Genomic DNA, 25,131 nt, shown 5'->3' with positions numbered 1-25,131 from the left:
CGTGAGCACGGGTGCCCTCGACGGGGTCGTCGTCGTCGATTTCAGCCGCGTGCTTGCCGGGCCGTACGCGACCATGATGCTCGGCGACTTCGGCGCCGAGGTCATCAAGGTCGAACGCCCGGGCACCGGCGACGACACCCGCGCATGGGGTCCGCCTTACGACTCGACCGGCGTGGCAACGTATTTCAACGCCGTCAACCGCAACAAGCGTTCGGTGACGCTCGACCTCACCGACCCCGACGACCGCGAGCACGCCCGATCCCTGGTAGCCCGCGCCGACATCGTGGTGGAGAACTTCCGGCCGGGGACGATGGAGAAACTCGGCCTGGGCTACGAAGATCTGCGGGCGATCCGTCCCGATCTGATCTACTGCTCGATCACCGGGTTCGGCCGGGACGGCGGCGCCGAACTGCCGGGCTATGACCTGCTGGTGCAGGCGGTCGGCGGGTTGATGAGTGTCACCGGAACCGAGCCCGGCGATCCGACCAAGGCCGGTGTGGCCCTGGTCGACGTGCTGGCCGGCCTGCACGCGCTGAGTGGAATCCTGGCGGCGCTGGCGCACCGCGACCGCACCGGAGTCGGACAGCGCGTCGACACCAATCTCTTCTCGGTGTTGTTGTCCTCCATGGTCAATCAGGCTTCCGGGTACCTCGGGGCCGGCGCGGTGCCGCAGATCATGGGCAATCGCCATCCGAGTATCGCGCCGTACCAGACGTTCGACACCGCAGACCGGCCCATCGCGGTCGCCGTCGGCAACGACAAACAGTTCCGGTCCTTCGCCGCCGCCATCGGCGAACCACAGCTGGCCCAGGATCCCCGGTTCGCCACCAATCCGGACCGGGTCGCCCACCGGGATGCATTGTGCGCCATCATCGAAACCGCGCTGAAGAGACACGGTGCCGATCACTGGTACGCCGCGCTGACCGCCTCTAGTGTGCCGGCCGGCCCGATCAACGACCTGGCGGAGGCATTCGCGTTCGCCCACCGACTCGGCTTGGAAGCGACCGTCGCGGTGCCCGGAACACCCACACCCCAAGTGGCCAACCCGATCACCTTGTCGGCGACCCCGGTCAGCTACCGCAGTGGACCACCACGCCTGGGCGCCGGCGACGACGCTCTCAGCCCGGCCGGCGAGACGCCAGCAGCTGCCAGGCCTTGAGCGCCAACCACAGCTGTGCCCGGGTGTCGGCCGATTCAAGGTCGTCACCCAACAGTTGGGAGATCCGCCGCATCCGGTTGCGCATGGTGTGGCGGTGCACCGCAAGCTCGGTGGCCGCCGCCTCCATCTGACCGTTGCGGCCGAGGAAGGCCGCGAGGGTGGGGATCAGATCCTCCCCACCCGCCAGTGCGTCCAATGGAGCTGCCAACACCCGTAATTCGGTCGTGCTCCGACCCTCGAGCAGCACACCCATCGGGCTGAGTTCACCGAATTCGGTGAACCTCCCGCTGCCGGAATGCGCCGCGATGCGGGCCTGCTCCAAGGCCGTGGACAGATCGGTCAGCCCGGCAGTTCGGCTCATCCCACCGCTGACCGTGATTCCCGTCTTTTGCTCGAGTTCCTCGATCACCGTGCGGATGCGACGTCGGCTCCCGGCCGCCGGCACGATGATCACGATCTCGTCACCCATCGGGGCCATCAGAAACGATGTCAGTACCCGACCCAGCACGTGCTGCGCGGCCAGCAGCGGGCCCGCGCCGGTGAACGACGCCACCACGATGTCGCCGTCGGGCTCAAAACCGAAGTAACGCAACACCGCACCGTCGACAGCACCCGCGCCAGAAATCATCTCGCGGGCCACTGCAATCCGCAACAGCTGCTCGGCATCGACCACCCGGGCCGGTTTCTCGATCGCGATCGAGATCAGCGACACGGCATGGGCGACCAGGAGCCGGTCGGCATTGGACATCGGATCGGACGTGCGTATCGCAAGCCGTCCGCGAACGGGCTGGGCGGCCCGTAGATTCTGGATGGTCACATAGGCATCCCCGTCGGCGGTGACATGGGCTCCGTGCCGACGCGCGGTCTGAACCTGCTCTCCGAGCACGGCGGTCAGCCGCTCCCGGTGGTCGCCGCCGGCCGCCAGCACAGTGCCGTCGTTGTCCACCACGACGACGGTCGCGGACAGACGATCCGCCAAAGCGTCGACCACCCCGGGAATGCCGCCCCGCAGTGTCGCCCGGGCCAGTACCTCCTGATCGTCGACCACGCGCTGCACCGAGCGCAGTTCGTCGGCCTTGAGCGCGTCGATCACTGCCCGCGCGATCGCGATGAACGGCGTCGACGCGGGCACTTCGAGCACGGGAATCCCCAACTGATCTCCGGCGGCACGTACCGCCGGCGGGATGTCGGCGATCATGGTGCCGGTGTCGACGGCCAGCGCCGCGGTACCGGCCGCGGCCAGGCGTGCCACGTAGGCGAATTGCGCGTCGGCGTCCGCTCCGATGTTGATGCCGGTCGTCATCACCAGCTCGCCGCCGGCCAGATACGGAGCCGGGTCGGGCAACTCGATCGCATGCGCCCACGAGATCTCGCGGTCCGCGCCGCGCGCTCCGGCCACCAGGACCAGACCGAGACTGTCGACCTCGGTCAGATCCCGCACGGTGAGTGCCACAGGAGAAGTCTTACTCCTTTTCCGCAGTCGGCGGCATCACCACGGCACTTGACTGTGACCGCGCCCACTCCCTTCCGGCGAAACAGGTTGAGCTGTAGCGAAACTCACACTCTAAGAATTGCTTTTAGACAGCCGCTGCGAGGACCATGGGAGATGTCCATTTCGCTCGGGCGATCCCCGAGGTGTGGACGTCAACAAACAACGAGTACCCGTGATCCGGGGCACTTTCGAGGAGTGAGAAGTATGTCCTTCGCACAGTTTCGCGCAAACCAGAAGCGCGCCAACATGCGGCGCCGCCTCTATGCGCGGATCAACGAACTGCCGAACTCGTCGGTTCGCGAAGAGTTGATCGCAGTAGTTCAGCGGCACGAGCTTCAGGATGCAGATCACTGAGATGACGATTCCGCTGTACAGAGCCGGTGGCCCGAAGGCCTCCGGCTCTGTTGTTTTCGGCGTCCGGTCCGTCAGCCGCGGCCGAAGTACGGCATGGACCGCGCCATCACCGTCAGCGACGGCACCGACACCTCCAGGGGCAGATCGATCAGGTGCGCCACGGCGCGGGCCACATGCTCGACATCGAAAGTCGGCTCAGCTGCGAGACTTCCGTCGGCCTGCAGGGTCTGGTGACTGAATCCCGCGGTCATGTCGGTCGCGGCATTGCCGATGTCGATCTGGGTGATGCAGATGTCGATATCGCGTAGGTCCAACAACATTGACGCGGTCAGCCCACTCATCGCGTGTTTGGTGACGGTGTAGGCCAGGCTTCTGGGGCGGGGCCGGTGTGCCGAGATCGAACCGTTGTTGATGATCCGCCCGCCGCGCGGCAGCTGGGCGGCCATGACTCGAGCGGCTTCCCGGGCACAGAACACCGCGCCGTCGACATTGGTGCGCCATGTGTCGTGCCACTGCTGGTCGTCGAGGTCGGCGATCGACGCCGACGGCCCGAACACCCCGGCGTTGTTGAACAACACGTCGACGCGCCCGAATGTCGACACCGCGTCGGCGAACAACGCCTGCACCGAGGCTGAATCCGTGACGTCGGTAGGCACGACGCGGGTGTTCGGATTCCCGCCTCCCACCTCGACCAGCGGCTCGGCACGGCGACCCGCCAACACGAGCTGATGACCGGCGTCCAGCAGAACCCGGGCCGTCGCGCGGCCGATACCACTACCCGCGCCCGTGATGACCACGACTTTGCCCATGCGCCCGATTGTGCCCGACCTCGACCGAGCGCCCGCGCCTAATGTGTCGGCGTGCCACCCGCCGGGCTCGGCCGCGGGGCGGTGAAGAAGGACCCGATCACGGCGAACACGCTGATCACCGCGGCGGCGTGGAAGGCCGCATGCACGCCGGGCAGATCCGGGGCCCCACCCGAGTGGGACGCCTTGGTCATCACCGTCACGAACAACGCGGTTCCCGCCGCACCGCCGACCTGCTGCAGCGTCGTCAGAATGGCGCTGCCGTGCGAGTAGAACCGGTCGGGCAGGACTGCGAGCGCGTCAGTCATCAACGGCGTGAACATCATCGACAGCCCGAGCATCATGACCGACTGCAAGACCACCAGTTCCCAGACCGGCGACGCCGCCGACAGCAGCGTGAAACCCCACAGCGACACACACAGCATCAACGACCCGGGCACGACCAGCAGACGGGCGCCGTGACGGTCATAGGCCCGCCCGACCAGCGGCCCGGCCAACCCCATCAACAGCCCGCCGGGCAGCGTCGCCAACCCGGCGACCAACGCGCTCTGCTTCAGCACGTCCTGCACATACAACGGCACCATGATGATGGCGCCGAACAACCCCATGAAGCCGAGGACCACCAGGCTCAGCGACACCGAGAACCGCCGATAGGTGAACGGCCGCAGGTCCAGGAACGCACGGTCGCGGCGTTGCAGCTGTATCTGCCGCGCGCCGAATGCCACCATCGCCACGGCCCCGATCACCATCGGCACCCACGCAGGTACCGCCTGCCGGCTGTGCGCGGACTCGCCCATGAGCGACAGCCCGAACACCAAGCCCGCGAACGCGATCGCCGACAGCGGGACCGAGACGGGATCGATCGGGGTGGGATGCTCCCGTTCGTCGTCGACGCGCAGCCACGCGAGACCAGCGCTCAGCGCGAGCAGGGCGATCGGCAGCACGATCCAGAACATCCACCGCCAGTCCAGCGAGCCGAGGATGAACCCCGACAGCGTAGGCCCGATCGCCGGTGCGACGGCGATGACGATCGAGATGGTGCCCATCATCTGGCCGCGCCGGTCGGCGGGAATCAGCGTCATGACCGTCGTCATCAGCAGCGGCATCATGACCGCGGTACCGCAGGCCTGCACGATGCGTCCGACCAGCAGGACCGTGAAACCCGGCGCGAGCGCGGCCACCAGCGTGCCGGTGCAGAACAACGACATCGACGCGAGGTAGATACTGCGCACCGGGAACCGCTGCAGCAGCGAACCCGACATCGGGATGACCACCGCCATGGTCAACAAGAAGCCACTGGTGAGCCATTGCGCGGTGCTCGCCGAGATGTCCAGGTCGACGATCAGTGCAGGTAACGCAACGCTCATGATCGTCTCGTTGAGGATCATCACGAACGCCGAGCTGACCAACAGCGCGATGATGACATTGGCGCTCGACTGGGCACGCGGTTGCGCCGCGATCTCCCCCGTGCTCGGGCCCGTCATTGTTTCCCACTCTCCTAGCTCCCCCGAGCTTTGCCTGCGCAGCCACCCAGGGTAGGTCGGACACCCGACATCAGGGAAACCGATTTTGCTGCGGCCGACCGGCCGCAGGCACTGCTCGCCCATCGAGCCGTCGCGCGAAGCGCTGGGCCAGTGCGGTATTCGCACCGAGTGGGCATAACCCACACCCGGCAGTTCGTCGGTGAATTGCAGCTGTCGATCCTTCCCGGCCAACCGCCCACTGCGGAGTGTTCCGAAGACTAGAGTCCGTGCCGAACCGCGGCGCCTGCCGCCGATGGCGGCAGCGCCTGGGACACCAAAACGGCGAGGTGGATCAATGACCACGAGCGAAGAACCGCGGACCAAGCGCCGCGGCATCATGCAGTCCCTCACCGGGCTGTGTGTCCGCTATGTCGAGCGCTTGATGCCCGACCCATATCTGTTCGCGGTCATCCTGACCCTCGTCGTCGCCGGCCTGGTCGCCTTCTTGGTGCACGGTGCAACGCCCGACGGCATGCTCAAGGCGTGGTACGGCGGCGTCTGGGGATCGCAGAACATCTTCACGTTCGCCTTCCAGATGGTTCTGATCCTGGTGACGGGCTACACACTCGCCGAGGCGCCGATTCTGAAACGGGCCATCGTCGCCATCGCCGCCAAACCGAACAACCAGGTTCAGGGCGCCTTCCTCTGCTTCGGCGTGAGCGCTGTTCTCTCCCTGCTGAACTGGGGACTCGGGTTGGTGGCCGGCGCGCTGGTCGCCCGGCAGGTTGCGAAGCGATTCACCGACGCGCATTTCGGCTACCTCATCGCGGCGGCGTTCATGGGCTTCATCGTCTGGACGCAGGGGCTCTCGTCGTCGATCGCCCTGGCGAACACGGACAGCACCAGCCCGATCAACGTGATCCACAAGATCACCGGCGTCACTGTGCCGCTGAGCCTGACGATCTTCCAGCCCTACAGCTGGCTGTCGGTGATCGTCGTGCTGGCGCTGCTCGCGCTCGCCATCTGGCGGATGGAACCGACGCAGAGCCTCGCACCCGATCCCGCAGTGTTCGAGGACGAGGATGCGCCCGAAGAAATGGGCGGATCGCCGGCTTCGTCGGCGGAAGGCAAGAAGACGTTCGCCGAATGGCTGGAAAACCTGTGGATCCTCAATGTTTTGGTATTCGCCGCGGGTATCGCCTATTTCGTGCTCAGCGGCTTCGCACTGAACATCTCATCGATGATCATGTTGTTCACCATCACCAGCGCGTTGCTGCACCGGACACCGATCCGGTTCATCCGGGCCTTCACCGGTGCCGCCAAGGTGTCCGGCCCACTGCTCCTGCAGTACCCGCTGTACGGCGGTCTGGTCGGCTTGCTGGGCTATCAGGCGGTGGAGGGTGCCAAACCGCTGCAGACTCTGCTGGCCGAAGCGTTCGTGAACGGCGCGACCCAGTACACGCTGCCGTTCCTGACCTTCATCGGCTCGTTGATCATCAGCCTGTTCGTGCCGTCGGGCGGTGGGCACTGGGCGGTACAGGGCCCGATCGCCGTCGATTCGGCGCTGGCGATCGGTCAGGACTCACCGGCGTACCTGGGATTGATCTCCATGGCGGTCGCAGTCGGCGAGGGCGTCGCGAACATGATCCAGCCGTTCTGGCTACTGCCCCTGCTGGCGATTGCGAAGCTCAATGTCCGCCAGGTGATGGGCTTCACGGTCGTCGCGTTCCTGATCGGAGTGGTGGTGCTGGGCGCCACCACGCTCCTTGCGCCGTACGTGATCTGAAGTCGGTGTCACAAACAAAAATCGGGTAGTGCACTACTGCATACTGCGCTGCAGCGTCACGCAAGTATCGGCCCATGACAATCACGGACGCGGCGCCGCACAATGGCAGCGCTCCCACATTCCTGGTATCCGCCAACGATGCACCACATCCCCTGGCCCTCATCGCAGCCCGTTTCAAAGAAGCGATGAGGGCCGCGGACAAGCTGATCATCGACGGCCGTGCCACACCCGATGAGGCACAGGCCCATGTTTCGTCCGCCTGCAATGCCCTCTCCGACCAGATCCACCTCCACTTGCGGCCGGGTAACCCCGGCGTCGACGAGATGGGGGCATTCGTACACGCGGAGACCTACCCGTACCTGGGGCTGAGCACCCTGATCGACCGCTCCTACACCAAACCGCGGGGCTATGCCGGGGACTATCTGACGTTGCAGATGGTCTACGACGACCAACCGGACGGGGTACGCAGGCTCGGTCCCTACATCGACCGGTGGTTTCTCGACATACCGGCTTCGCGCGCCGTGAAGAACCGTCGACAGCTGCTGCGCGACACCATCATCGACACTGCGCGGGCCTGCAACGGTAGACCGGCTGCGATCACAAGTCTGGCCTGCGGACCCGCCCGGGAGATCTTCGACATCTTCTCCGAGCCAGACCACCCGGACCTCACCGCTACCTGTCTGGACATCGACGACCAGGCATTGGCCTACGCACAGAGCCTCGCAGTCAGTGCCGGTGTGACCGGAAGAGTTGCGTTCGTTCAAGCCAACGTCGTCAAACTAGCGCTGGGACGTCAAACTCTGACGTTGGGCGAGCAGGATCTGGTGTATTCGATTGGCCTCATCGATTATCTGGCCGATCACCTCGTCATCAGACTGCTCGACTGGATCTACCGCCACCTGCGTCCAGGTGGCACGGCGATGGTCGGGAACTTCGATGTCGACAATCCGGACCGGGCGTTCATGGACCACCTGCTGGACTGGAGGCTGATCCACCGGTCACCGCGAGACTTGGCAGATCTGTTCGCACGATCGGAGTTCGGGCACGCGCCGGTCGAGATTCGTCGCGAAGCCACGGGGATCAACCTGTTCGCCTCGGCTACCCGGCCGAAACCATCACCCGCAGGCACTTCACCGGCTTAGGGTCGCGAAATGCGGGAGTCAACGGTGATACGCCGAATAGCCTCGGTAACTGTCGTCGTGTCGATGATCGGAGTGGGTACGGCGTGCCACTCCGGCGGTTCGGGCAACTCCAGCAGTCCGGCGCCGACCACCACCAGTGCATCGGCCAACGTCGCGCCGTTCAGCGGATTCATCGAAGCCGTCAACGGCGCCAAAGGGCCCGTCACTTACCGGGCGGAACTCCCTCAGCTGCGCGACGGAGACGCAGCGGTCCGCGACGAGTTCAACACCGGAATGCGCGCGGCCCTCGACGAATACCTCACGCCGCCCGACGACAACCGCCCGGTGACGATCGCGCCCGGCGTCATCGATGAAGACAACCGCAGCGAGGTGTCCCACATCGGTTTCGGCGCGGTGGCCGGCGTGCTGCTGCTCAACATCTTCGTCGACCATGCAGCGCACCCGTTCAACACCGTGTCCACGAAGGTGATCGACGTCCACACGGCGAAGCCGATCCTGATCACCGATCTGTTCACCGACCAGACTGCCGGACTGACCGCGTTGGTCGACGGCATCAAGGCCGAGATGGCCGACGAGGAGAAGTTGGCCAATCAACCCGCGCCGGCCCCGGTCGCCGATCAACTCGGCAATTGGGTACCCGACGACGACGGACTGGTTGTCTACGTTTCGGTCGCCCACGTACTCGGCGACTACTACCCGGTGACGGTGCGCTGGGACGCCATCGCGGGCGTGCTCGCGCCTGGGATGCGGGACACGCTGACGAAATAGCCTGCGGTCACGTCTCGTTTCGTTGGATCAGCCGGATGCGACGAGCTGGGTGATCTCGCTTGGCGTCGTTTGAATTAGCGCGCTTCCGGCTTTGACGACGGTGTGTTTCACGTCGCTGGTGATCTCCCATTGAGTCGTGCACGTCAATCCATGGAAATGGCCCCCGGAGATAATCTCCGAGGGCCATTTCCTCTTGGTAGCGGGGACAGGATTCGAACCTGCGACCTCTGGGTTATGAGCCCAGCGAGCTACCGAGCTGCTCCACCCCGCGTTGCGAATACAAGGTTACCGGGGTCTTACGTCGAGCTCCAAATCGAGTGCTCAGAGAGGTTTCCGGCCCGAAAACGACCGGAAATCAGCCCACAAAACGCACCACCTGACCGCACCGGAACACCCCTGCCGGATCGTGCCGGTCGGCCAGTGCAGCCAACCAGTGCTGGGTGTCCTCGTCATAGACCCGGGCGGCCCGCCCGGCGTCCTCGGACGGTGCGAAATTGGCGAGCTGGCCGCCGCTGGACCATGGCGACAGCGCCACGATGAGCGCTCCGGCCTGCGGCACCACGGCATCGGCAATCGGGGGCACCAGGACCCCGATGGTGCTCACCGCGAAGGCGGCGTCGCGATGGCAGAACGCGCTGCGGTGCCGGCCCTCACGGGCCAGCGCCCCGCCCAGCATCCGGACTTCCACGATCGTCTGCACCGAGCCCGAATCCGGCCCGGCCGCGGCCAGCAGCACCTCGACCGTCTCCGCGGTCAGTTCCCGCAACAGCGTGTGATGCTCGAAGATCGGCATCGGATCCACCGGGTCGGCGTGCACGGCGCCGATGGCGGCATAGGGCATCACCGCGACGGTATCGAGCACCGGGGTCGCGACTGCGCGCATCGGCGCCAGCAACCGCTCAGCCTCGGCGAAATCGCCAAGGGCTGCGTACCGCACCGCCACGGTCAAGCGGCCGGCCAACGGTTCCGGAACTCCGGGCATCGGCGGGAGCTGTTGCAGTGCAATGGATGTCGAGATCGAATCGGGCAGCTCGGCACACCATCCCGCCCACTCGCGCAGCACAACGCCGGCGTCGGCACCATCGAAATACACCGCGCCACCGTAGAACTCAGCGATGGGCAGCAAATCGATCTCGACCGAGGTGACGATACCCAGCGTCGACTTTCCGCCGCGCAGCCCCCAGAACAACTCCGCGTTCTCCTCCGGCGTGGCACGCAGCAACTCCCCCGCCCCGGTGACCAACTCGAACGATCGCACGTAGTCCGACGACAGCCCGAAAGTGCGGACCAACGGCCCGATGCCTGCGCCGGTGAGAAACCCCACGACGCCCACGCTGGGGGCTGAACCGCCCAGCCCGGCCAGACCGTGCGGGGAAGCCGCGTCCTGCACCTGCTGCCACGTGGCCCCGGCCGCCACCCGTGCGGTACGCGCCACCGGATCGACGCTGACACCTGTCATCGCAGAGGTCAGCACCAGGATCGTGTCGCGGGCCACCGCCATGGTGCCGTGACCGGTGGCCTGGACGGCGACCCGGTAACCTCTGGCCGCCGCGAAGCCCACGGTGTTGGCGATGTCGTAGGCGGTGGCCGCCAGCACCACCGCGGCAGGCTCGACAGCGGCCGCCGCATTCCACGGGGTGGCCCGTTCGTAGCCGGCTTCCCCAGGTAGCGCCACGGGGGCGGCGACGTGGGCTCGCAGGCCCTTCAACGCGTCGTCCAGGCCGTCGTGGGCGACATCGGTCAGGGTCATCGGGGTCCTCTCAAGATGAGCGCAGAAAGTCCGTGCAAGATACTCGCCACACAGCATCACCTAGGTGACTTGGCGTTGACTTGGCGGCCTGCTCAGAGAGGCAGCGGATCGGCTAGTGGCCTGAGCCGCATCACTTCTTTTGCGGCGTGCACACCCCTGCGAATTCCTTGCCTTCCTTCTCCGCCACACCCGCCGCGTCGAGCCAACCGACGCCTTCGAAGAAGAAGGTGTCGGCCGGGTGACTGTTCGATCCGGCGACGACCTCGGCCGTCCGAGCGGTCGCGGGGTATCCCCCGGGCGTGGACTGCACATCGAGGAACAAATATTCTTCTGTGCGCCAATCGAAGTCAGGCGGCGGCGCTTCCGTCACGGCCAGACCCGGATAAGGTCCACCGACGGTGAACCGGTCGAGAGTCGCCGTACCGGAGGTATCGGTCAACACGAGCTTCGGGCCGAATCCAAATCCGACCTCCACCGACCGCACCCCGGCGCAGCCCGGCGGCATCCAGATCTCCAGCTTGCCGTCGGTGACCCGGGCGCCGAACGCCGGCCGCATCGGGGCGGCGAACGGCGCATCCGACCACGGACGCTCCCCGGTCCGGCAAGCGGTGAGCCCCGCTGCCACCAGCAGCGTCAACAGCACGGCCAGCCAGGACCTCACGAGTCACCCCCGCCTGCGAAGCCCTCCGCTACTTCGACGAATTGAACTTGTTCATCGCATCGTTCAAGCGCTGCAACGCCTGCCCGTACTTGCCGAAGTCGCCGCTGCGTTGCGCATCCTGCGCCTCCGACAGCGCCGACTCGACGTCTTTGAGCGCCGCGGACTTGGCCGGGGACAGCTGCACGGACTCACCTGGCGGGATCGCGGCCGGGGGCGCGGCGACCTGCGGCGCCTGGCCGTCGGCGTTGGCCGGTGGTGGCGCCGCGGGTGCTGCTTCCGGCGTCCCGGCAGACTGCGGCTTGCCGTCGGTGGGAGCCACATTGGTGGCGGTGGCGCCGGCACCCGGCCCGAACAGCTCGGTCAGCGCGGCACCGACGGTCGGGCCGTAGCCGACCTTGTCGCCGTAGAGCATGGCCACCCGGATCAACCGCGGATAGGTCGACGCCGCGTCGCTGGTTCCCGGTGAAGCGTAAACCGGTGCCACATAAAGCAATCCACCGTCGGCCACCGGCAGGGTCAACAGGTTGCCCCAGCGGATCCGGTTCAGGTTGTCGCGTCCGATCACACCGAGGTCCTGCGTCACCGCGGTATCGGTACTGATCGCGTTGAACGCCTGCTTGGGCCCCTTGACCTCGCCCGGAATGGTCAGCACCGTGATCTTGCCGTAGGTCGCCGGGTCCGAGCTGGCACTGACATAGGCGGCCAGGAACTCGCGCTGCAGCCAGTTCAGGGCGCTGGTCAACTGGAACGACGGCGAACCGTCGTTGTTCACCAAGTCTTTGGCGACGATGTAGAACGGCGGCTGATAGCTGCTTGCCGTCGGGTTGGGATCAAGCGGCACATTCCAGAAGTCGGCGTTGGTGAAGAACTTCACCGGATCGTCGACGTGGTACTTGGTCAGCAGGGACCGCTGAACCTTGAACAAATCCTCGGGATAACGCAGGTGCGCCTGCAGTTCCGGAGAGATGTCCGCCTTCGGCTTGACCGTCCCGGGGAACACGCTCATCCAAGCCTTGAGCACCGGATCCTGCTCGTCCTGGGCGTACAGCGTGACCGTGCCGTCGTAGGCATCGACGGTCGCCTTGACCGAGTTGCGGATGTAGGACACCTGCTTGTCCGGCGCCAACCGGTTGACCGCCACCTCGTTGGAGTCGGCTGTTGCACTCGACAGGGTCGTCAACTCCGAATACGGATAGTTGTCCAGTGTGGTGTAGCCGTCGACGATCCAGACCATGCGCTTGTTGACGATCGCCGGGTAGACACTTGTGTCGGTGGTCAGCCACGGCGCCACCGCCTCCACCCGCTCGGCCGGATCCCGGTTGAACAGAATCTTGCTGTTCTCACCGATCACGTTGGACAGCAGGAAGTTCCGCTCCGCGAACTTGGCGGCGAACACCGAACGGGCCAGCCAGTTACCGATCGCCACACCGCCGGTGCCCGAGTACGTGTAGTTCTTGGTGTCCGTGTTGGTCTCGTAGTCGTATTCGCGGTCGACGTCACCGTTCTTACCGACGATCGCATAGTCGGCCGAGGTATCGGCGATCACCGGCCCGAAGTACACCCGGGGCTGGTCCAGCGGTGCCGGCCCGGGCGAGACCACCTTGCCGTTGGCACCGACGACGCTGGCGAGGAACTCCGGGTAACCACCGTTCTGGTTGGGGTCGTTGGCGATACCGCGCACCGTGTTGGCCGGCGAGGCGATGAAGCCGTTGCCGTGGGTGTAGACGGTGTGCCGGTTGATCCAGTCGCGCTGGTTCTCGATCAGCCGGTCCGGATTGAGTTCGCGCGCGGCGACGACGAAGTCACGAAGATTGCCGTCAGAGCCGGCGTAGCGGTCGATGGCCAGCTGATCCGGGAAGAAGTAGAAGTTCTTACCCTGCTGGAACTGGGTGAACGCGGGGCTGACGATCGTCGGATCGAGCAACCGGATGTTCGACGTGGTCGCCCGGTCCGCAGCGACCTGCGCGGCGGTGGTCTGACCGTTGCTCTCGTAATTGCGGTACGTCACCGTGTCGTCGGTGAGCCCGTAGGCCTGCCGGGTCGCGGTGATACTGCGGCTGATGTACTCGCTTTCCTTCTGCGCGGCGTTGGGCTTGACGCTGAACTGCTCGACGATCAGCGGCCACCCTGCGCCGACCACCATCGAGCTCAGCAGCAGCAGCACCACGCCGATGGCCGGAATCCGCAAGTCACGCAGCACGATCGCCGAGAACACCGCGACCGCGCAGATCAGGGCGATCGCCAGCAGGATCAGCTTGGCAGGCAGCACGGCGTTGATATCGGTATAGCCCGCACCGGTGAACGGCTTGCCGGTGCGGGTATTGCTCAGCAACTCGTAGCGGTCCAGCCAGTACGCAAATGCCTTGAGCAGGATCAGGAAGCCGACCAGGCTGATCAGCTGGATGCGCGCAGCGCGGCTCAGCGCTCCGCTGCGACCGGCGAGGCGGATTCCGCCGAACACGTAGTGCCCCAGCAGATTCGCGACGAACGCCAGGAAGGTCGCGACGAACAGATACGTCAGCACCAGCCGGTAGAACGGCAGGTCGAACGCGTAGAAGCCCAGATCCCGGCCGAACTGCGGATCGGTGATCCCGAAGTCACTGCCGTGCAGGAACAGCTGCACGCGCACCCAATAGCTCTGCGCGATGACGCCGGCCAGCAGGCCGATGAAGACCGGCACCCCGATGCCGAACAAGCGCAGCCGGGCCAACACGGTGGTCCGGTAACGCGCCACCGGATCGTTCGGGCCCGCCGCCGGGACGAACACCGGACGGGTGCGATAGGCCAGGGCCAGGCCGGCGAACACCACCAGACCGATGAGCAGCCCGACCACGAGGAACACGATCAGCCGGGTGGCCAGCACCGTGGTGAACACCGAGCGGTACCCCAGCTCGCCGAACCACAACCAGTCGACATAGCCGTCGACGACCCGAGGCCCGATCAACAGCGCCAGCACTGCCACCAGTGCCAGGCCGATCAGTATCCGGCTACGTCGCGTCAGCTTCGGCATCCTCGCCGCGGGCCGCATCCCCACTCGTGAACTCCCGTTTCAGCCTCGGTGGACTCGTGGCATGCCCGACGGGGCCGCCCGATTTTCTACAACTCTAGCCATCCACAGGCTGCGCGCGGGTTTCAGCAACGAGGCGGTTCGCCACCGGCAGAAATCGTGTGCAACGCATCGACGGCCTGGGTCAGGGTGTCGACCTTCACCAACTCCATGCCGTCCTGAGGCGCAGAACGCGCCTCGGTGCAGTTGTCGGCCGGTACCAGGAACACCGAGGCGCCCGCTTCCTTGGCCGCCAGCATCTTGTGCGTGATGCCACCGATCGACCCGACCTTGCCCTCACCGGTGATGGTTCCGGTGCCCGCGATGAACTTGCCGTCGTTGAGATCACCGGTGCTCAGCTTGTCGACCACGGCCAAGCTGAACATCAGGCCGGCAGACGGGCCGCCGATGTTGGCCAGGTTGAAGTCGATGGCGAACGGCGCCCACGGCGCATCGAGCACACCCACGCCCAGGAATCCGTAGTCCCGATCCGGGTTGTCCCCGAGCGTGATCGTCGCGACCCCGGGCGGGGCGTTCTTGCGCCGGAAGTCGATCACCAACTGCTCGCCCGGCTTGGTCTTCTTCAAGATGGCCTGGAACTCGTCGAGGTTGGCCACCGGTATCCCGTTCACGCCGTCGATCGCGTCACCGTCGCGCAGCTTGCCCGCCGAGGGGCCGGGATCGGTGACGCTCTGCACGGTCACCGCCACGGGGTACTTCAGGAACGACAGCGCCGCGTACTCGGCGCTGTCCTCGGACCGCTTGAAATCCGAGTTGTTGGCCTCGTCGATCTCGTTCTTGGATTTGTCCGGCGGGTACACCAGGTCGCGCGGCACCAGTTGCTCACGGCCCGACATCCACAACGCCATCGCCTGGCCCAGGGTCAGGCCGTCACGCTGGGACACCGTGGTCATGTTCAGGTGCCCCGAGGTGGGGTGGACCAGATCGGCCGGGCCCTCGGTGCTCTTGATGTCGACGACCTGCTTACCCTCGACCTCGCCCAGGGTGTTGAACGTCGGACCCGGCCCCAACGAGACGAAGGGCACCGTCACCACCGACAGCAGGACGCCGAACGCCACAATCGGCACCAGCGCAACCAGCAGCGTCAAAATCCGCCTGTTCACGCCGCCCACAGTAAAGCCTGAACCATCGTGTTCACCCACAGCGTGACCCACAGGCACACCCGGACACCTCGTCATGAGTACCGTTGTGGGTATGGCTGACCTGCCCTTCGGCTTCTCCGCCGGGAACGACCCCGACCGAGACAAAGACAAGAACGACCCCGATTCGGGATCCGGTTCCGGCAACTCCGGGCCAGGTCCGGGGTCGGATCCGTTCGGTTTCGGCATGGGCGGAGCCAACTTCGACATGGGCGATCTCGGACAGATCTTCACCAAGCTCGGCGAGATGTTCAGCGGCGCAGGTGGAGCCATGGGCGGCAAACAATCGGGTCCGGTGAACTACGACCTGGCCCGGCAGTTGGCGTCCAACTCGATCGGATTCGTCGCCCCGGTACCGGAGAAGACCACCGGCGCGGTCGCCGACGCGGTACGGCTGGCCGAGACCTGGCTCGACGGGGTCACCCCGCTGCCCGCGGGCACCACCAGGTCGGTGGCGTGGACGCCGAGCGACTGGCTGGACCACACGCTCGACACCTGGAAGCGGCTGTGTGACCCGGTGGCCGAGCAGATCTCCTCGGTGTGGGCGTCGGCGCTTCCAGAAGAGGCCAAGAGCATGGCCGGCCCGCTGCTGGCGATGATGTCGCAGATGGGCGGCATGGCGTTCGGCTCCCAACTGGGCCAGGCGCTGGGCAAGCTGTCCCGCGAAGTGCTCACCTCCACCGACGTCGGCCTGCCGCTGGGTCCCAAGGGCGTCGCGGCCCTCATGCCCGAGGCCATCGAATCGCTCGCCGAGGGACTGGAGCGTTCGCGCAGCGAGATCCTGACCTTCCTGGCCGCCCGCGAGGCTGCCCACCACCGGCTGTTCAGCCATGTGCCGTGGCTATCGAGCCAGCTGCTCGGCGCCGTCGAGGCCTTCGCCAAGGGCATGAAGGTCGACATGTCGGGCATCGAGGACTTCGCCCGCGGGTTCAATCCGGCCTCCCTCGGCGACCCGTCGGAGATGGAACAGCTGCTCAATCAGGGCATCTTCGAGCCCAAGGCCACACCCGAACAGGAAGCCGCCCTGGAACGGCTCGAAACCCTGCTGGCCCTCATCGAGGGCTGGGTGCAGACCGTCGTCACCGCCGCGCTGGGCGACCGCATTCCAGGCACCTCCGCGCTGGCCGAAATGCTCCGTCGTCGACGCGCCACCGGTGGACCCGCCGAACAGACCTTCGCCACGCTCGTCGGCCTGGAACTGCGCCCCCGCAAGATGCGCGAAGCCGCGGTGCTGTGGGAACGGCTCACCGAGGCCGTCGGCACCGATGTCCGCGACAGCGTGTGGCAACACCCCGACCTGCTGCCGAGCGCGGCCGATCTCGACGAACCGGCCGGCTTCATCGACCGGATGGTCGGCGGCGACACCAGCGGCATCGACAGTGCCTTCGAACAGGCTTTGGCTGATCTTGAAAAAGAAGCCGATCTGGAGAAAGAACAGCGCGAGGGTGGCAACGGCGACGCCAAGGATGACGGCGACAGCGACAACTGACCCTCGCGGGCCTGTGGATAACTGAAACGGCGGTGCCTGCCGCCGTGGCAGAGTCATCGCATGACGCGCTACGTGCTCGCCGCAGGCCGTCCGATCCTGCTGCGCCCCGACGACTCGGTTCAGTTGGGCTGGGATCCGCGGCGCGCGGTACTGGTGCGGCCGCCGGCCGGACTGAGCCAGGCACAATTGGCCGATCTGCTGCGGGCACTGCAAGCGGGCGCAACCCGCGACGAATTGGCCATGGCGGCAGGAACATTCGACGATGCTGAGGCGATCGACGAGCTCATCGGCGCATTGACCGAAGCCGAGATGCTCACGGCGCTGACTGCCGCGCCGCCACGGCCGGCCCGGTCGGCCTCCATCCGCGTGCACGGCCGCGGACCACTCTCGGAACTACTGACCAACGGCCTGCGCTGCTCGGGCGCCCGGGTCAGGCACAGCACGCACCCGCACACCAGGAACGTGGCGGCCTCCACCGACCTCGTGGTGCTGGCCGATTACCAGATGTCCGACCCGCGGCTGCTGCAAGAACTGCATCGCGGCGGAATCGCCCACCTGCCGGTGCGGGTCCGCGACGGCGCCGGTCTGGTGGGGCCGCTGGTGGTGCCCGGCCAGACCAGCTGCCTGCACTGCGCCGATCTGCACCGCGCCGATCGCGACGCGGCGTGGCCGGCCGTGGCCACCCAGCTCAGAGGTGCCGTGGGCAGCGCCAGCCGCGCGACCATCCTGGCCACCGCGGCCCTGGCCATGCGTCAGGTCGATCTGGTGATCCGTGCCGTCAGCCATTCTGGCGGTGCGCAGCCGGCGCCCGAGGCGCCGCCGACGCTCAACACCACACTCGAACTCGACGCCGACGGGTACGCGATCGCTGCCAGACATTGGTCCCGCCACCCCGACTGCCCGTGTTGAAAACGAATGTTGCCAGTTAGTTGCGGCACATTCAGGAGCATCGTGGATGATGGTCTGGTGACCGACATCAAACGGGGAAGCGTCGCACGGAATGCGAAGCTGGCCGGTCTGGCCGGCGGTATGGCGGGACGGGCAGCACTAGGCTTCGGCAAGCGTCTGACCGGCAAGTCCAAGGACGAAGTCACCGCCGAACTGATGGACAAAGCCGCTCAACAATTGTTCGCCGTGCTCGGTGAGCTCAAGGGCGGAGCGATGAAGGTGGGCCAGGCACTGTCGGTGCTGGAGGCGGCCATCCCCGAGCAGTACGGCAAGCCGTATCGCGAAGCTCTGACCAAATTGCAGCGCGAAGCTCCCCCGCTGCCGGCAGCCAAGGTGCACCGCGTGCTCGATGCACAGCTGGGCACCAAATGGCGGGAGCGGTTCACCTCCTTCGACGACACCCCGGTGGCCTCGGCCAGCATCGGCCAGGTGCACAAGGCGGTCTGGTCCGACGGCCGTGAGGTGGCCGTCAAGATTCAATACCCCGGTGCCGACGAGGCACTGCGCGCGGACCTCAAGACGATCCAGCGCCTGGTCGGCGTGTTCAAGCAGCTGGCCCCTGGCGTCGACATCCAGGGTATCGTCGACGAGTTGATCGAACGCACCGACATGGAGCTGGACTACCGGCTCGAGGCCGAGAATCAGCGTGCGTTCGCCAAGGCGTACCGCGACGATCCGCACTTCCGCGTTCCGGCCATCGTCGCCAGCGCACCGAAGGTCGTCATCGCCGAATGGATGGACGGCATCCCGATGTCGGTGATCATCCGCGAGGGCACGCCCGAACAGCGCGACCTGATGGGCACCCGACTGTCCGAGCTCACCTTTGACGCGCCCAAGCGCTTGCAGATGATGCACGGCGATGCCCATCCGGGGAATTTCATGTTGCTGCCCGACGGGCGGATGGGCGTCATCGACTTCGGCGCTGTCGCGCCACTGCCCGACGGCTTCCCGACGTCTCTGGGTGAGTGCATCCGGCTGGCTCGGGACAAGAACTACGACGAGCTGCTGCCCACCATGGAGGAAGCCGGTTTCATCCAGAAGGGCCAACAGGTTTCGATCGAGGAAGTCGACGACATGTTGCGCCAGTACGTCGAACCGATCGAGGTCGACGTGTTCCACTACAACCGCCGTTGGATTCAGCGGATGGCGGCCGGTCAGATGGACAACTGGGTGGCCCAGATCAGGACAGCCCGCCAGCTCGATCTGCCGCCGAACCTGGCCATCCCGCTGCGGGTGATCGCTTCGACCATCGCCATGTGCTGTCAGCTCGACGCGCATGTGCCGGTGAAAGCCATTGCCACCGAACTGGTTCCGGGTTTCGCGGACGAAGCGGCCTGACCCCCGCTCGCTTCTCGAATGTCACGCTGGAGTGACGCCCGGCTTCGGGCGTCACTCCAGCGTGACAATGGCGGGTTCGTCCGTGTGGACCGACGCGGAGGCCCCGGCCGCCGCACTAGGCGGCGGCCGGGTTACCTGCGGCGTTCTTCCGCGGACGGCCACGCGGCCGCTTGCGGGCCACAATGGTTCCGCGGTCGAGGATCTCGCCGCCCCAGACGCCCCACGGCTCCTGCCGTTCCAGCGCGGCGGCCAGGCACTCGTTACGGATCGGGCAATCCGCGCACAGTGCCTTGGCCTGCTCCAGATCGACTGGGCTCTCGGCGAACCACAGATCGGGATTCCCGATGTGGCATGGCACCGCCGGCAGCCGCTCTTCGCATGTCACCGGCGCGACGCTCATCTCCGGAGCGGTCATCGCAATGGACATGTGCTTATCCCCCTGCTTCCTGGTCGTTTGTTGTCGGCGATCTGTCTCTTCGAGGGATCTGCGACCAGGTTTCGAGGGTTGGAACAACTCCCAAAAACAATGGCCACGGATCCGGTTGACTGCGGGTCCGTGGCCATTTGGCTGTGATGGGAGCTCTTCCTAGAAGGGGCTCCGATCCACGGACGCGCCAGTCGCGGCGGCGGGACGGCGCTTATGCTGCGGCGCAATAGCAGCAGCGGCGGCGGCCGGCCATCCGGCGGCGGGGGCAGCGGGTGCGGCGTACCGACGGGCTGCCGGGGAAACCGCGGCAACGGCGACGGCGAGCACGGACGACGGCATGCCAGCAACCGCTACACCGCTGAATTCGATGTTGTTATCCATTGCGGGCACCCTCCTTCCGTCTCGTTACCAGAGCTGTGTTACGAGGCTAAAGCCTAACAGCCAGATCGCACAACCTATTTTCTACCTGCGGTTTTGGCACGATCTTTACGAATTTTGGCGGCCGCGAACCAACTCGAGAACATCTGGGCCGTATTGCTCAAGCTTGCGCGCACCGATCCCGGGAAGCGCCACCAGTGCGGCTTCGTCGGTCGGCAGAGACTCGGCGATGGCGATCAGAGTGTTGTCCGTGAACACCACATAGGCCGGCACTTTCATCTCCTTGGAGACCCGTAGCCGCCATTCCTTGAGCTCGGCGAGCAGCTCCTCGTCCAAGTCCGACGGGCAGGTTTCGCAGCGCCGCAACATGATCGCGGGCGGAGTTGTCAGAGCGGCATTGCAGACCCGGCAGCGCGGCGCCGGTCCTCGCTGACGACGCGACCGGTCCGGGCTTGAGCCGGCCCCGTTCTGCAGCTGCGGCGCGATGCCGTTGAGGAACCGCGACGGCCGTCGGCCCTGCCGCCCGCCCGGGGTCCGGGCCAGCGCCCAGCTCAGCCCCAGGTGTACCCGGGCACGGGTGACCCCGACATAGAGCAGCCGACGCTCTTCCTCCACCGGTTCACTGTCGGGTCCGTGCGCGAGCGCATGGGAGATCGGCAAAGTGTTGTCGGCCAGGCCTACCAGGTACACCGCATCCCACTCCAGCCCCTTGGCGGCGTGCAGCGACGCCAGCGTCACGCCCTGCACCACCGGTGGGTGGCGCGAGTCGGCCCGCTGGCGCAGTTCGGCGACCAATGCCCGCAGATCCAGCTCAGGGCGCACCGCGACCTCTTCGTCGACCAGTTCGGCCAACGCCGTCAACGCTTCCCAGCGTTCCCGCGCCTTGGTGCCGGCCGGCGGCTCGGCCGTCAACCCCAGCGGTTCCAGGAGCTCACGCACGAGGGCGGGCAGGTTGTCCTCGGGAATGTCCCGCTCCGCGAAGCGTTGCATCGCTACCAGTGACTGACGGATCTCCTGGCGGCTGAAAAAGCCCTCGCCGCCGCGCACCTGGAACGCAACCCCCGCCTCGGTGAGCGCCTCCTCATAGACCTCGGACTGCGCGTTGATCCGGTAGAGCACCGCGATTTCGGCCGGCTCCGTTCCGTTTTCGATCAGCTTCTTGATGGACCGGGCGACGGCGTTGGCCTCGGCGACCTCGTCCGGATATTCGGAAAACGTCGGCTCGGGACCAGAATCGCGCTGCCCCACCAGATGCAGCTTGCTGCCGGCCATCCGGCCACGTGCGGCTGCGATCACCCGGTTGGCCAGTGACACCACCTGCGGCGTCGAGCGGTAGTCGCGCTCCAGCCGCACCACCGCGGCGTCGGGGAAACGTCGCGAGAAGTCCAGCAGGAACCGCGGGGTGGCCCCGGTGAACGAGTAGATCGTCTGGTTGGCATCACCGACCACGGTGAGATCGTCGCGCTCCCCCAGCCACGCGTCGAGCACCCGTTGCTGCAGGGGCGTGACGTCCTGGTACTCGTCGACGACGAAGCAGCGGTAGCGGTCGCGGAATTCCTGCGCGACGGCGGCGTCGTTTTCGATGGCCGCGGCGGTGTGCAGCAGCAGGTCGTCGAAGTCCAGCAATGCTGAGCCGTCGCGGCGCGCCTTGAGCGCCTCGTAGCCCGAATAGACCGCCGCCACCTTGGAGGCGTCGAACGGAATGTCACGCCCGGTCTTCGCGACGGCCGTGCTGTAGGCCTCGGGGGTGATCAAAGATGCCTTGGCCCATTCGATTTCGCCGGCCAGGTCACGGACATCGTCAGTACTGGTCTGCATACCCGCCCGGTTGGCGGCCTGTGCGACGACGGAGAACTTGCTGTCGAGCAACTCCCATCCGGTGTCGCCGACCAGCCGCGGCCAGAAGTACTGCAGCTGCCGGCGTGCCGCGGCGTGAAACGTCACCGCCTGCACCGCAGCGGTGTTCACCCCCGACTCCTGGCCCAGCACGCGCAACCGGCTCCGCATCTCCCCGGCCGCGCGCGCGGTGAAGGTCACCGCCAGCACCTGACTGGGCGCGACGTGACCACCGGCCACCAGATGCGCGATCCGGCGGGTGATGGTGCGGGTCTTGCCGGTGCCCGCGCCGGCGAGCACGCACACCGGACCGCGGGCGGCCAGCACAGCCTCCCGCTGCTCATCGTCCAGATCGCCCAAGGCGGGCGAGGGAGCCTCCAACGGCATGCGGTCCATGGTGTCAGAGACCGGTGACATCATCGGGCCCGGCGTGTCCCCCGGCCTACCGCTGCCGGCTTAGCCACTGGTCGAAGGTGGTGGGCGCGATGCGGGCATTCTCACCGGGCAGCAAGACATTGCCCGACATCGACAGCCCGAAGATCGACGACCACGTCGGCACCAGCGTCACCTCACGCCCGCGCGCCGCCAGGGTCCGGCGGGCCAGGTCCACCAGATCCTGGGTCTGCGGACCGGCCACGTCGACGTGGCGGCCCTGCGGGTCGCCCACCACCACCTCGGCGAGCACGGCGGCCACGTCGTCGGGATCGATGGGCTGAACCAGCAACGGGGCGATTTCGGCACGCCCGTTCTGCTCCGTCCAACTCACCACCATCTCGGCGAAATCATGGAACTGGGTGGCCGGCACGATCGTCCACGGCACGGACCCGGCCTCGATCAGCCGCTCCTGCTCGCGTTTTCCGGCATAGTGCGGATTGCCCTCGATGTCGTGGATTCCCACGATGGACAGCAGCACATGGTGCGCCACTCCCGTGCGTGCTTCGGCCGCGAGCAGGTTGCGGGTGGCGGTGCCCAGGTAGTCCACGGTGCTGTCCCGGTCCGCGGGCGGCGCACTGATCGCGTCGACGACCGCCTGCACCCCGGCCAGGGCCGCGTCGAGACCCTCCCCGGTGGACAGGTCCACCCCGTTCGAGCGGCTCATCGCCACCACGTCGTGTCCGGCACCCTGCAGCGCCGCGACCACGCGCGCCCCGATGTTCCCTGTAGCCCCGGCAACTGCGATCCGCATGACGACTCCTGTCCTGGCCGATAGATATCTCGGACTATATAGGTCCTTGATATCTGTAATAAACTACGGCCGTGAAACTTCCCGTGGCCACGGAGTGGGCGCTGCACTGCGCGACGTCGCTGGCGCAGCTCGAGGCCGGGACCACCGCATCGGCCGCCGATCTCGCGGAGTACTTCGACCTGCCCGCGGCCTACCTCGCCAAGCAGCTGCAGGCGCTCACCCGTGCGAGCGTGCTGACCGCGACGACCGGCCCGCGCGGTGGGTTCCGCCTCGGGCGGGCACCAGCCGACATCACGCTGCTGCAGATCGTCGAAGCCGTCGACGGTGCGGCCGCTCCCTACGAATGCCGCGAGATCCGGCAGCAGGGCCGCGGCGCCCTACCTGCCGCCTGGTGCCGCCACGAGTGCATCCTGGCCGTGAAAATGGCTGAGGCGCACCAGGCTTGGCGGGCCAGCCTCGACGACGTCACGCTTGCCGACATCCTCGCCGACATCCCGGGCGCGGCGCCGGCCCGCACCCGAAAGTTGTTGGGCAGGCGGGGCACATAGCCGGATCGCGCCCCGCCCGGTCAACTCAGCCCCATTGTCCGACCACGTATCCGACGAGCAGAACCGCGAATCCACCGATCTCACCGGCGATCAGCAGCGCCATCGAGACGTGCATCCCGGCATTCGGGTGTTCGAACTGATTCGTCGTGTCACGCCGCGCGCCATGGACGATGTAGCTGATGATCGCGGCGAGGAAGAAGAACACCAGCACCATGGCCGCAGTCAGGTTGACCCAGTCCGGCCACGCACTGAGTTCGACGAACACCGCGGTCAGCAGCGTCGCGAACGCATACAGCAGCGACGCACGATGGGCGATGTCGACATACGGATGGGCGACGTGCTGCGCGGAAGTGGCCATCTGCCGGTACTTCCACACTCCGAGTGCGAGTGCCAGCAGGAAGATCAGCCCGGCCGCGAGCAACGTCGTCGCGGTGGCAATACCCAACGCCGGGATGGCGCGATCCATGCCGCCGCCCCTCACGACACGTCGAGGAGCCGGCGCAGTTCCTCGCGATCGTCGCCATCGAGCGGGAGCAACGGCAGCCGCGGCACGCCGACCCCCTGGCCCACCAGTTCCAGGCCGCCTTTGATCGTGGTGGGCAGACCGCCCGCGACGATGAACTCCAGGAAGGGCTTGAGTTCGGTGTAGATGGCCTCAGCCTTCGTCCAGTCTCCGGCCTGTGCCGCTGCGTAGAGATCCAGGCACGGCTGCGGCAGCAGGTTCGGCGCCGCTGTACACCAGCCCCTGGCTCCCGCCTTGAAGGCCTTGAGAATCATGGGATTACTGCCGTTGTAGAACGGCAGCCGGCCGTCGGTGAGCTCGGACAGGCGCTCCATGCGGGTGATGTCACCGGTGGATTCCTTGACCATGGTGACGTTGTCGATGTCGTTGAACATCTGCACCAGCAGCTCCGGCCGCATGTCGATGCCACTGGTCGCCGGGTTGTTGTAGACCATGATCGGAATCCCGATCGCGGCGCCGATCGCCGCGTAGTGCTGGGCGATCTCCCGTTCGGACAGCTTCCAATACGAGATCGGCAGCACCATCACCGCGTCGGCACCGGCGCGCTCGGCGTACTGGGCCCGGCGAATGGTGTTGGCCGTGGTCAGATCTGAGGCTCCGATGATGACGGGGACCCGCCGGTCGACCACCCCGATCGTGGTGTCGATGACGGCATCGAACTCGGCTTCGGTGAGGTACGCCGACTCACCGGTGCTGCCGAGCGGGACGATGCCGTGCGCTCCGCCGGCCACCAGGCGTTCGACCAGGGCAGCGAGCTTGCCCGTGTCGATCTGGTGGTCGTCGGTGAACGGCGTCACCGGATAGGCGAGAATTCCGTGGATCTCAGTGTTGGCAGTCATGTTCGTCCTTCTTCCGTACGGTTGGAGCTGGC

The 25,131-nt window shown here is 66.4% G+C and carries 21 protein-coding genes and 1 tRNA gene; 9 read left to right on the top strand and 13 right to left on the bottom strand.

From position 1 onward, the window contains the following. Nucleotide 1 precedes the first annotated feature (1 nt). Entirely contained in the window at nucleotides 2–1,159 is a 1,158-nt protein-coding gene (locus AC4LGL_RS08395; protein ID WP_491839305.1) for a CaiB/BaiF CoA transferase family protein, read from the top strand. Here AC4LGL_RS08395 and AC4LGL_RS08390 read toward each other — a convergent pair. Beyond that, nucleotides 1,119–2,612 (bottom strand): PucR family transcriptional regulator, encoded by a 1,494-nt coding sequence (locus AC4LGL_RS08390; protein WP_491838306.1) that lies wholly within the window; start codon nucleotides 2,610–2,612, stop codon nucleotides 1,119–1,121. The two genes, AC4LGL_RS08395 and AC4LGL_RS08390, sit on opposite strands and share 41 nt — an antisense overlap. Before the next feature lie 243 nt (nucleotides 2,613–2,855). On the opposite strand from AC4LGL_RS08390, the gene AC4LGL_RS08385 reads away from it, so the two are divergent. Beyond that, nucleotides 2,856–3,005 (top strand): hypothetical protein, encoded by a 150-nt coding sequence (locus AC4LGL_RS08385; RefSeq protein ID WP_088304596.1) that lies wholly within the window; start codon nucleotides 2,856–2,858, stop codon nucleotides 3,003–3,005. A gap of 71 nt (nucleotides 3,006–3,076) precedes the next feature. Here AC4LGL_RS08385 and AC4LGL_RS08380 read toward each other — a convergent pair whose 3' ends face one another. Both AC4LGL_RS08380 and AC4LGL_RS08375 read right to left on the bottom strand, forming a co-directional pair. After that, complete coding sequence (locus tag AC4LGL_RS08380) at nucleotides 3,077–3,814, bottom strand: SDR family oxidoreductase (RefSeq protein WP_491838305.1); 738 nt, start codon at nucleotides 3,812–3,814, stop codon at nucleotides 3,077–3,079. Nucleotides 3,815–3,852: 38 nt separating this feature from the next. Further along, a complete protein-coding gene (locus tag AC4LGL_RS08375; protein ID WP_491838304.1) occupies nucleotides 3,853–5,295 on the bottom strand; it encodes a DHA2 family efflux MFS transporter permease subunit in 1,443 nt (480 codons plus the stop codon). Nucleotides 5,296–5,629: 334 nt separating this feature from the next. Between AC4LGL_RS08375 and AC4LGL_RS08370 the strand changes: the two genes are divergently transcribed. The 3 genes from AC4LGL_RS08370 to AC4LGL_RS08360 all read left to right on the top strand — a co-directional run bounded on the left by AC4LGL_RS08370 (nucleotide 5,630) and on the right by AC4LGL_RS08360 (nucleotide 8,970). Beyond that, nucleotides 5,630–7,060: a TIGR00366 family protein gene (locus AC4LGL_RS08370; RefSeq protein WP_491838303.1), complete on the top strand. Its 1,431-nt coding sequence runs from the start codon at nucleotides 5,630–5,632 to the stop codon at nucleotides 7,058–7,060. 74 nt (nucleotides 7,061–7,134) lie between these two features. Then, on the top strand, nucleotides 7,135–8,202 hold the full coding sequence (locus AC4LGL_RS08365; protein ID WP_491838302.1) for a class I SAM-dependent methyltransferase: 1,068 nt from the start codon (nucleotides 7,135–7,137) through the stop codon (nucleotides 8,200–8,202). 9 nt (nucleotides 8,203–8,211) lie between these two features. After that, complete coding sequence (locus tag AC4LGL_RS08360) at nucleotides 8,212–8,970, top strand: hypothetical protein (protein WP_491838301.1); 759 nt, start codon at nucleotides 8,212–8,214, stop codon at nucleotides 8,968–8,970. A 194-nt stretch (nucleotides 8,971–9,164) separates the two neighbouring features. On the opposite strand, the gene AC4LGL_RS08355 is transcribed toward AC4LGL_RS08360, so the two are convergent. The 5 genes from AC4LGL_RS08355 to AC4LGL_RS08335 form a co-directional block, all read right to left on the bottom strand. Further along, nucleotides 9,165–9,241 (bottom strand) — tRNA-Met (locus AC4LGL_RS08355). Between the two features lie 84 nt (nucleotides 9,242–9,325). After that, a complete protein-coding gene (locus tag AC4LGL_RS08350) occupies nucleotides 9,326–10,720 on the bottom strand; it encodes an FAD-binding oxidoreductase (RefSeq protein ID WP_491838300.1) in 1,395 nt (464 codons plus the stop codon). A 130-nt stretch (nucleotides 10,721–10,850) separates the two neighbouring features. Next, the gene (locus tag AC4LGL_RS08345) at nucleotides 10,851–11,381 is read right to left on the bottom strand and encodes a hypothetical protein (RefSeq protein WP_491838299.1); all 531 of its coding nucleotides are present in this window, start codon (nucleotides 11,379–11,381) and stop codon (nucleotides 10,851–10,853) included. A gap of 28 nt (nucleotides 11,382–11,409) precedes the next feature. Beyond that, complete coding sequence (locus tag AC4LGL_RS08340) at nucleotides 11,410–14,415, bottom strand: UPF0182 family protein (protein ID WP_491838298.1); 3,006 nt, start codon at nucleotides 14,413–14,415, stop codon at nucleotides 11,410–11,412. Nucleotides 14,416–14,513: 98 nt separating this feature from the next. Continuing rightward, the gene (locus AC4LGL_RS08335) at nucleotides 14,514–15,551 is read right to left on the bottom strand and encodes a YlbL family protein (protein WP_491838297.1); all 1,038 of its coding nucleotides are present in this window, start codon (nucleotides 15,549–15,551) and stop codon (nucleotides 14,514–14,516) included. 91 nt (nucleotides 15,552–15,642) lie between these two features. Here AC4LGL_RS08335 and AC4LGL_RS08330 point away from each other — a divergent pair, with 91 nt between their 5' ends. Genes AC4LGL_RS08330 through AC4LGL_RS08320 form a run of 3 tightly spaced genes read left to right on the top strand, consistent with a single transcriptional unit; the run spans nucleotide 15,643 to nucleotide 19,362 of the window. Next, nucleotides 15,643–17,076, top strand: a complete 1,434-nt coding sequence (locus tag AC4LGL_RS08330) for a zinc-dependent metalloprotease (protein WP_491838296.1) — start codon at nucleotides 15,643–15,645, stop codon at nucleotides 17,074–17,076. A gap of 60 nt (nucleotides 17,077–17,136) precedes the next feature. Beyond that, entirely contained in the window at nucleotides 17,137–17,985 is an 849-nt protein-coding gene (locus AC4LGL_RS08325) for a bacteriocin biosynthesis cyclodehydratase domain-containing protein (protein WP_491838295.1), read from the top strand. Between the two features lie 42 nt (nucleotides 17,986–18,027). Then, nucleotides 18,028–19,362 (top strand): macrolide-binding ATPase MABP-1, encoded by a 1,335-nt coding sequence (locus tag AC4LGL_RS08320; RefSeq protein WP_491838294.1) that lies wholly within the window; start codon nucleotides 18,028–18,030, stop codon nucleotides 19,360–19,362. Nucleotides 19,363–19,477: 115 nt separating this feature from the next. On the opposite strand, the gene AC4LGL_RS08315 is transcribed toward AC4LGL_RS08320, so the two are convergent. The 3 genes from AC4LGL_RS08315 to AC4LGL_RS08305 all read right to left on the bottom strand — a co-directional run bounded on the left by AC4LGL_RS08315 (nucleotide 19,478) and on the right by AC4LGL_RS08305 (nucleotide 23,189). Then, nucleotides 19,478–19,789, bottom strand: a complete 312-nt coding sequence (locus AC4LGL_RS08315; RefSeq protein ID WP_082448913.1) for a WhiB family transcriptional regulator — start codon at nucleotides 19,787–19,789, stop codon at nucleotides 19,478–19,480. A gap of 486 nt (nucleotides 19,790–20,275) precedes the next feature. Beyond that, nucleotides 20,276–22,399 (bottom strand): ATP-dependent DNA helicase UvrD2, encoded by a 2,124-nt coding sequence (locus AC4LGL_RS08310; protein WP_491839304.1) that lies wholly within the window; start codon nucleotides 22,397–22,399, stop codon nucleotides 20,276–20,278. 46 nt (nucleotides 22,400–22,445) lie between these two features. After that, nucleotides 22,446–23,189, bottom strand: coding sequence for an SDR family oxidoreductase (locus tag AC4LGL_RS08305; RefSeq protein ID WP_491838293.1), 744 nt, complete (start codon nucleotides 23,187–23,189; stop codon nucleotides 22,446–22,448). Between the two features lie 71 nt (nucleotides 23,190–23,260). On the opposite strand from AC4LGL_RS08305, the gene AC4LGL_RS08300 reads away from it, so the two are divergent. Continuing rightward, entirely contained in the window at nucleotides 23,261–23,737 is a 477-nt protein-coding gene (locus AC4LGL_RS08300; protein ID WP_491838292.1) for an RrF2 family transcriptional regulator, read from the top strand. 25 nt (nucleotides 23,738–23,762) lie between these two features. Here the strand turns inward: AC4LGL_RS08300 and AC4LGL_RS08295 are convergent, their stop codons facing one another. Together AC4LGL_RS08295 and AC4LGL_RS08290 are read right to left on the bottom strand one after the other, a co-directional pair. Continuing rightward, nucleotides 23,763–24,203 carry a hypothetical protein gene (locus tag AC4LGL_RS08295; RefSeq protein WP_491838291.1) on the bottom strand — a complete coding sequence of 147 codons (441 nt, stop codon included), beginning with the start codon at nucleotides 24,201–24,203 and terminating at the stop codon, nucleotides 23,763–23,765. An 11-nt stretch (nucleotides 24,204–24,214) separates the two neighbouring features. Next, on the bottom strand, nucleotides 24,215–25,099 hold the full coding sequence (locus tag AC4LGL_RS08290; RefSeq protein WP_491838290.1) for a dihydrodipicolinate synthase family protein: 885 nt from the start codon (nucleotides 25,097–25,099) through the stop codon (nucleotides 24,215–24,217). Nucleotides 25,100–25,131 lie beyond the last annotated feature (32 nt).

It is taken from the genome of Mycolicibacterium arcueilense, assembly GCF_058536225.1.
The sequence above is the reverse complement of the archived record's forward strand: the minus strand, read 5'-3'. Positions and strand labels throughout refer to the sequence as shown.

Bases quoted from the DNA above. Each gene is read 5' to 3' on its own strand.
- AC4LGL_RS08385 (WP_088304596.1), top strand. From the start codon at position 2,856: ATGTCCTTCGCACAGTTTCGCGCAAACCAGAAGCGCGCCAACATGCGG.
- AC4LGL_RS08380 (WP_491838305.1), bottom strand. From the start codon at position 3,814: ATGGGCAAAGTCGTGGTCATCACGGGCGCGGGTAGTGGTATCGGCCGC.
- AC4LGL_RS08375 (WP_491838304.1), bottom strand. From the start codon at position 5,295: ATGACGGGCCCGAGCACGGGGGAGATCGCGGCGCAACCGCGTGCCCAG.
- AC4LGL_RS08370 (WP_491838303.1), top strand. From the start codon at position 5,630: ATGACCACGAGCGAAGAACCGCGGACCAAGCGCCGCGGCATCATGCAG.
- AC4LGL_RS08365 (WP_491838302.1), top strand. From the start codon at position 7,135: ATGACAATCACGGACGCGGCGCCGCACAATGGCAGCGCTCCCACATTC.
- AC4LGL_RS08360 (WP_491838301.1), top strand. From the start codon at position 8,212: ATGCGGGAGTCAACGGTGATACGCCGAATAGCCTCGGTAACTGTCGTC.
- AC4LGL_RS08350 (WP_491838300.1), bottom strand. From the start codon at position 10,720: ATGACCCTGACCGATGTCGCCCACGACGGCCTGGACGACGCGTTGAAG.
- AC4LGL_RS08330 (WP_491838296.1), top strand. From the start codon at position 15,643: ATGGCTGACCTGCCCTTCGGCTTCTCCGCCGGGAACGACCCCGACCGA.
- AC4LGL_RS08325 (WP_491838295.1), top strand. From the start codon at position 17,137: ATGACGCGCTACGTGCTCGCCGCAGGCCGTCCGATCCTGCTGCGCCCC.
- AC4LGL_RS08315 (WP_082448913.1), bottom strand. From the start codon at position 19,789: ATGTCCATTGCGATGACCGCTCCGGAGATGAGCGTCGCGCCGGTGACA.
- AC4LGL_RS08310 (WP_491839304.1), bottom strand. From the start codon at position 22,399: ATGGACCGCATGCCGTTGGAGGCTCCCTCGCCCGCCTTGGGCGATCTG.
- AC4LGL_RS08305 (WP_491838293.1), bottom strand. From the start codon at position 23,189: ATGCGGATCGCAGTTGCCGGGGCTACAGGGAACATCGGGGCGCGCGTG.
- AC4LGL_RS08295 (WP_491838291.1), bottom strand. From the start codon at position 24,203: ATGGATCGCGCCATCCCGGCGTTGGGTATTGCCACCGCGACGACGTTG.
- AC4LGL_RS08290 (WP_491838290.1), bottom strand. From the start codon at position 25,099: ATGACTGCCAACACTGAGATCCACGGAATTCTCGCCTATCCGGTGACG.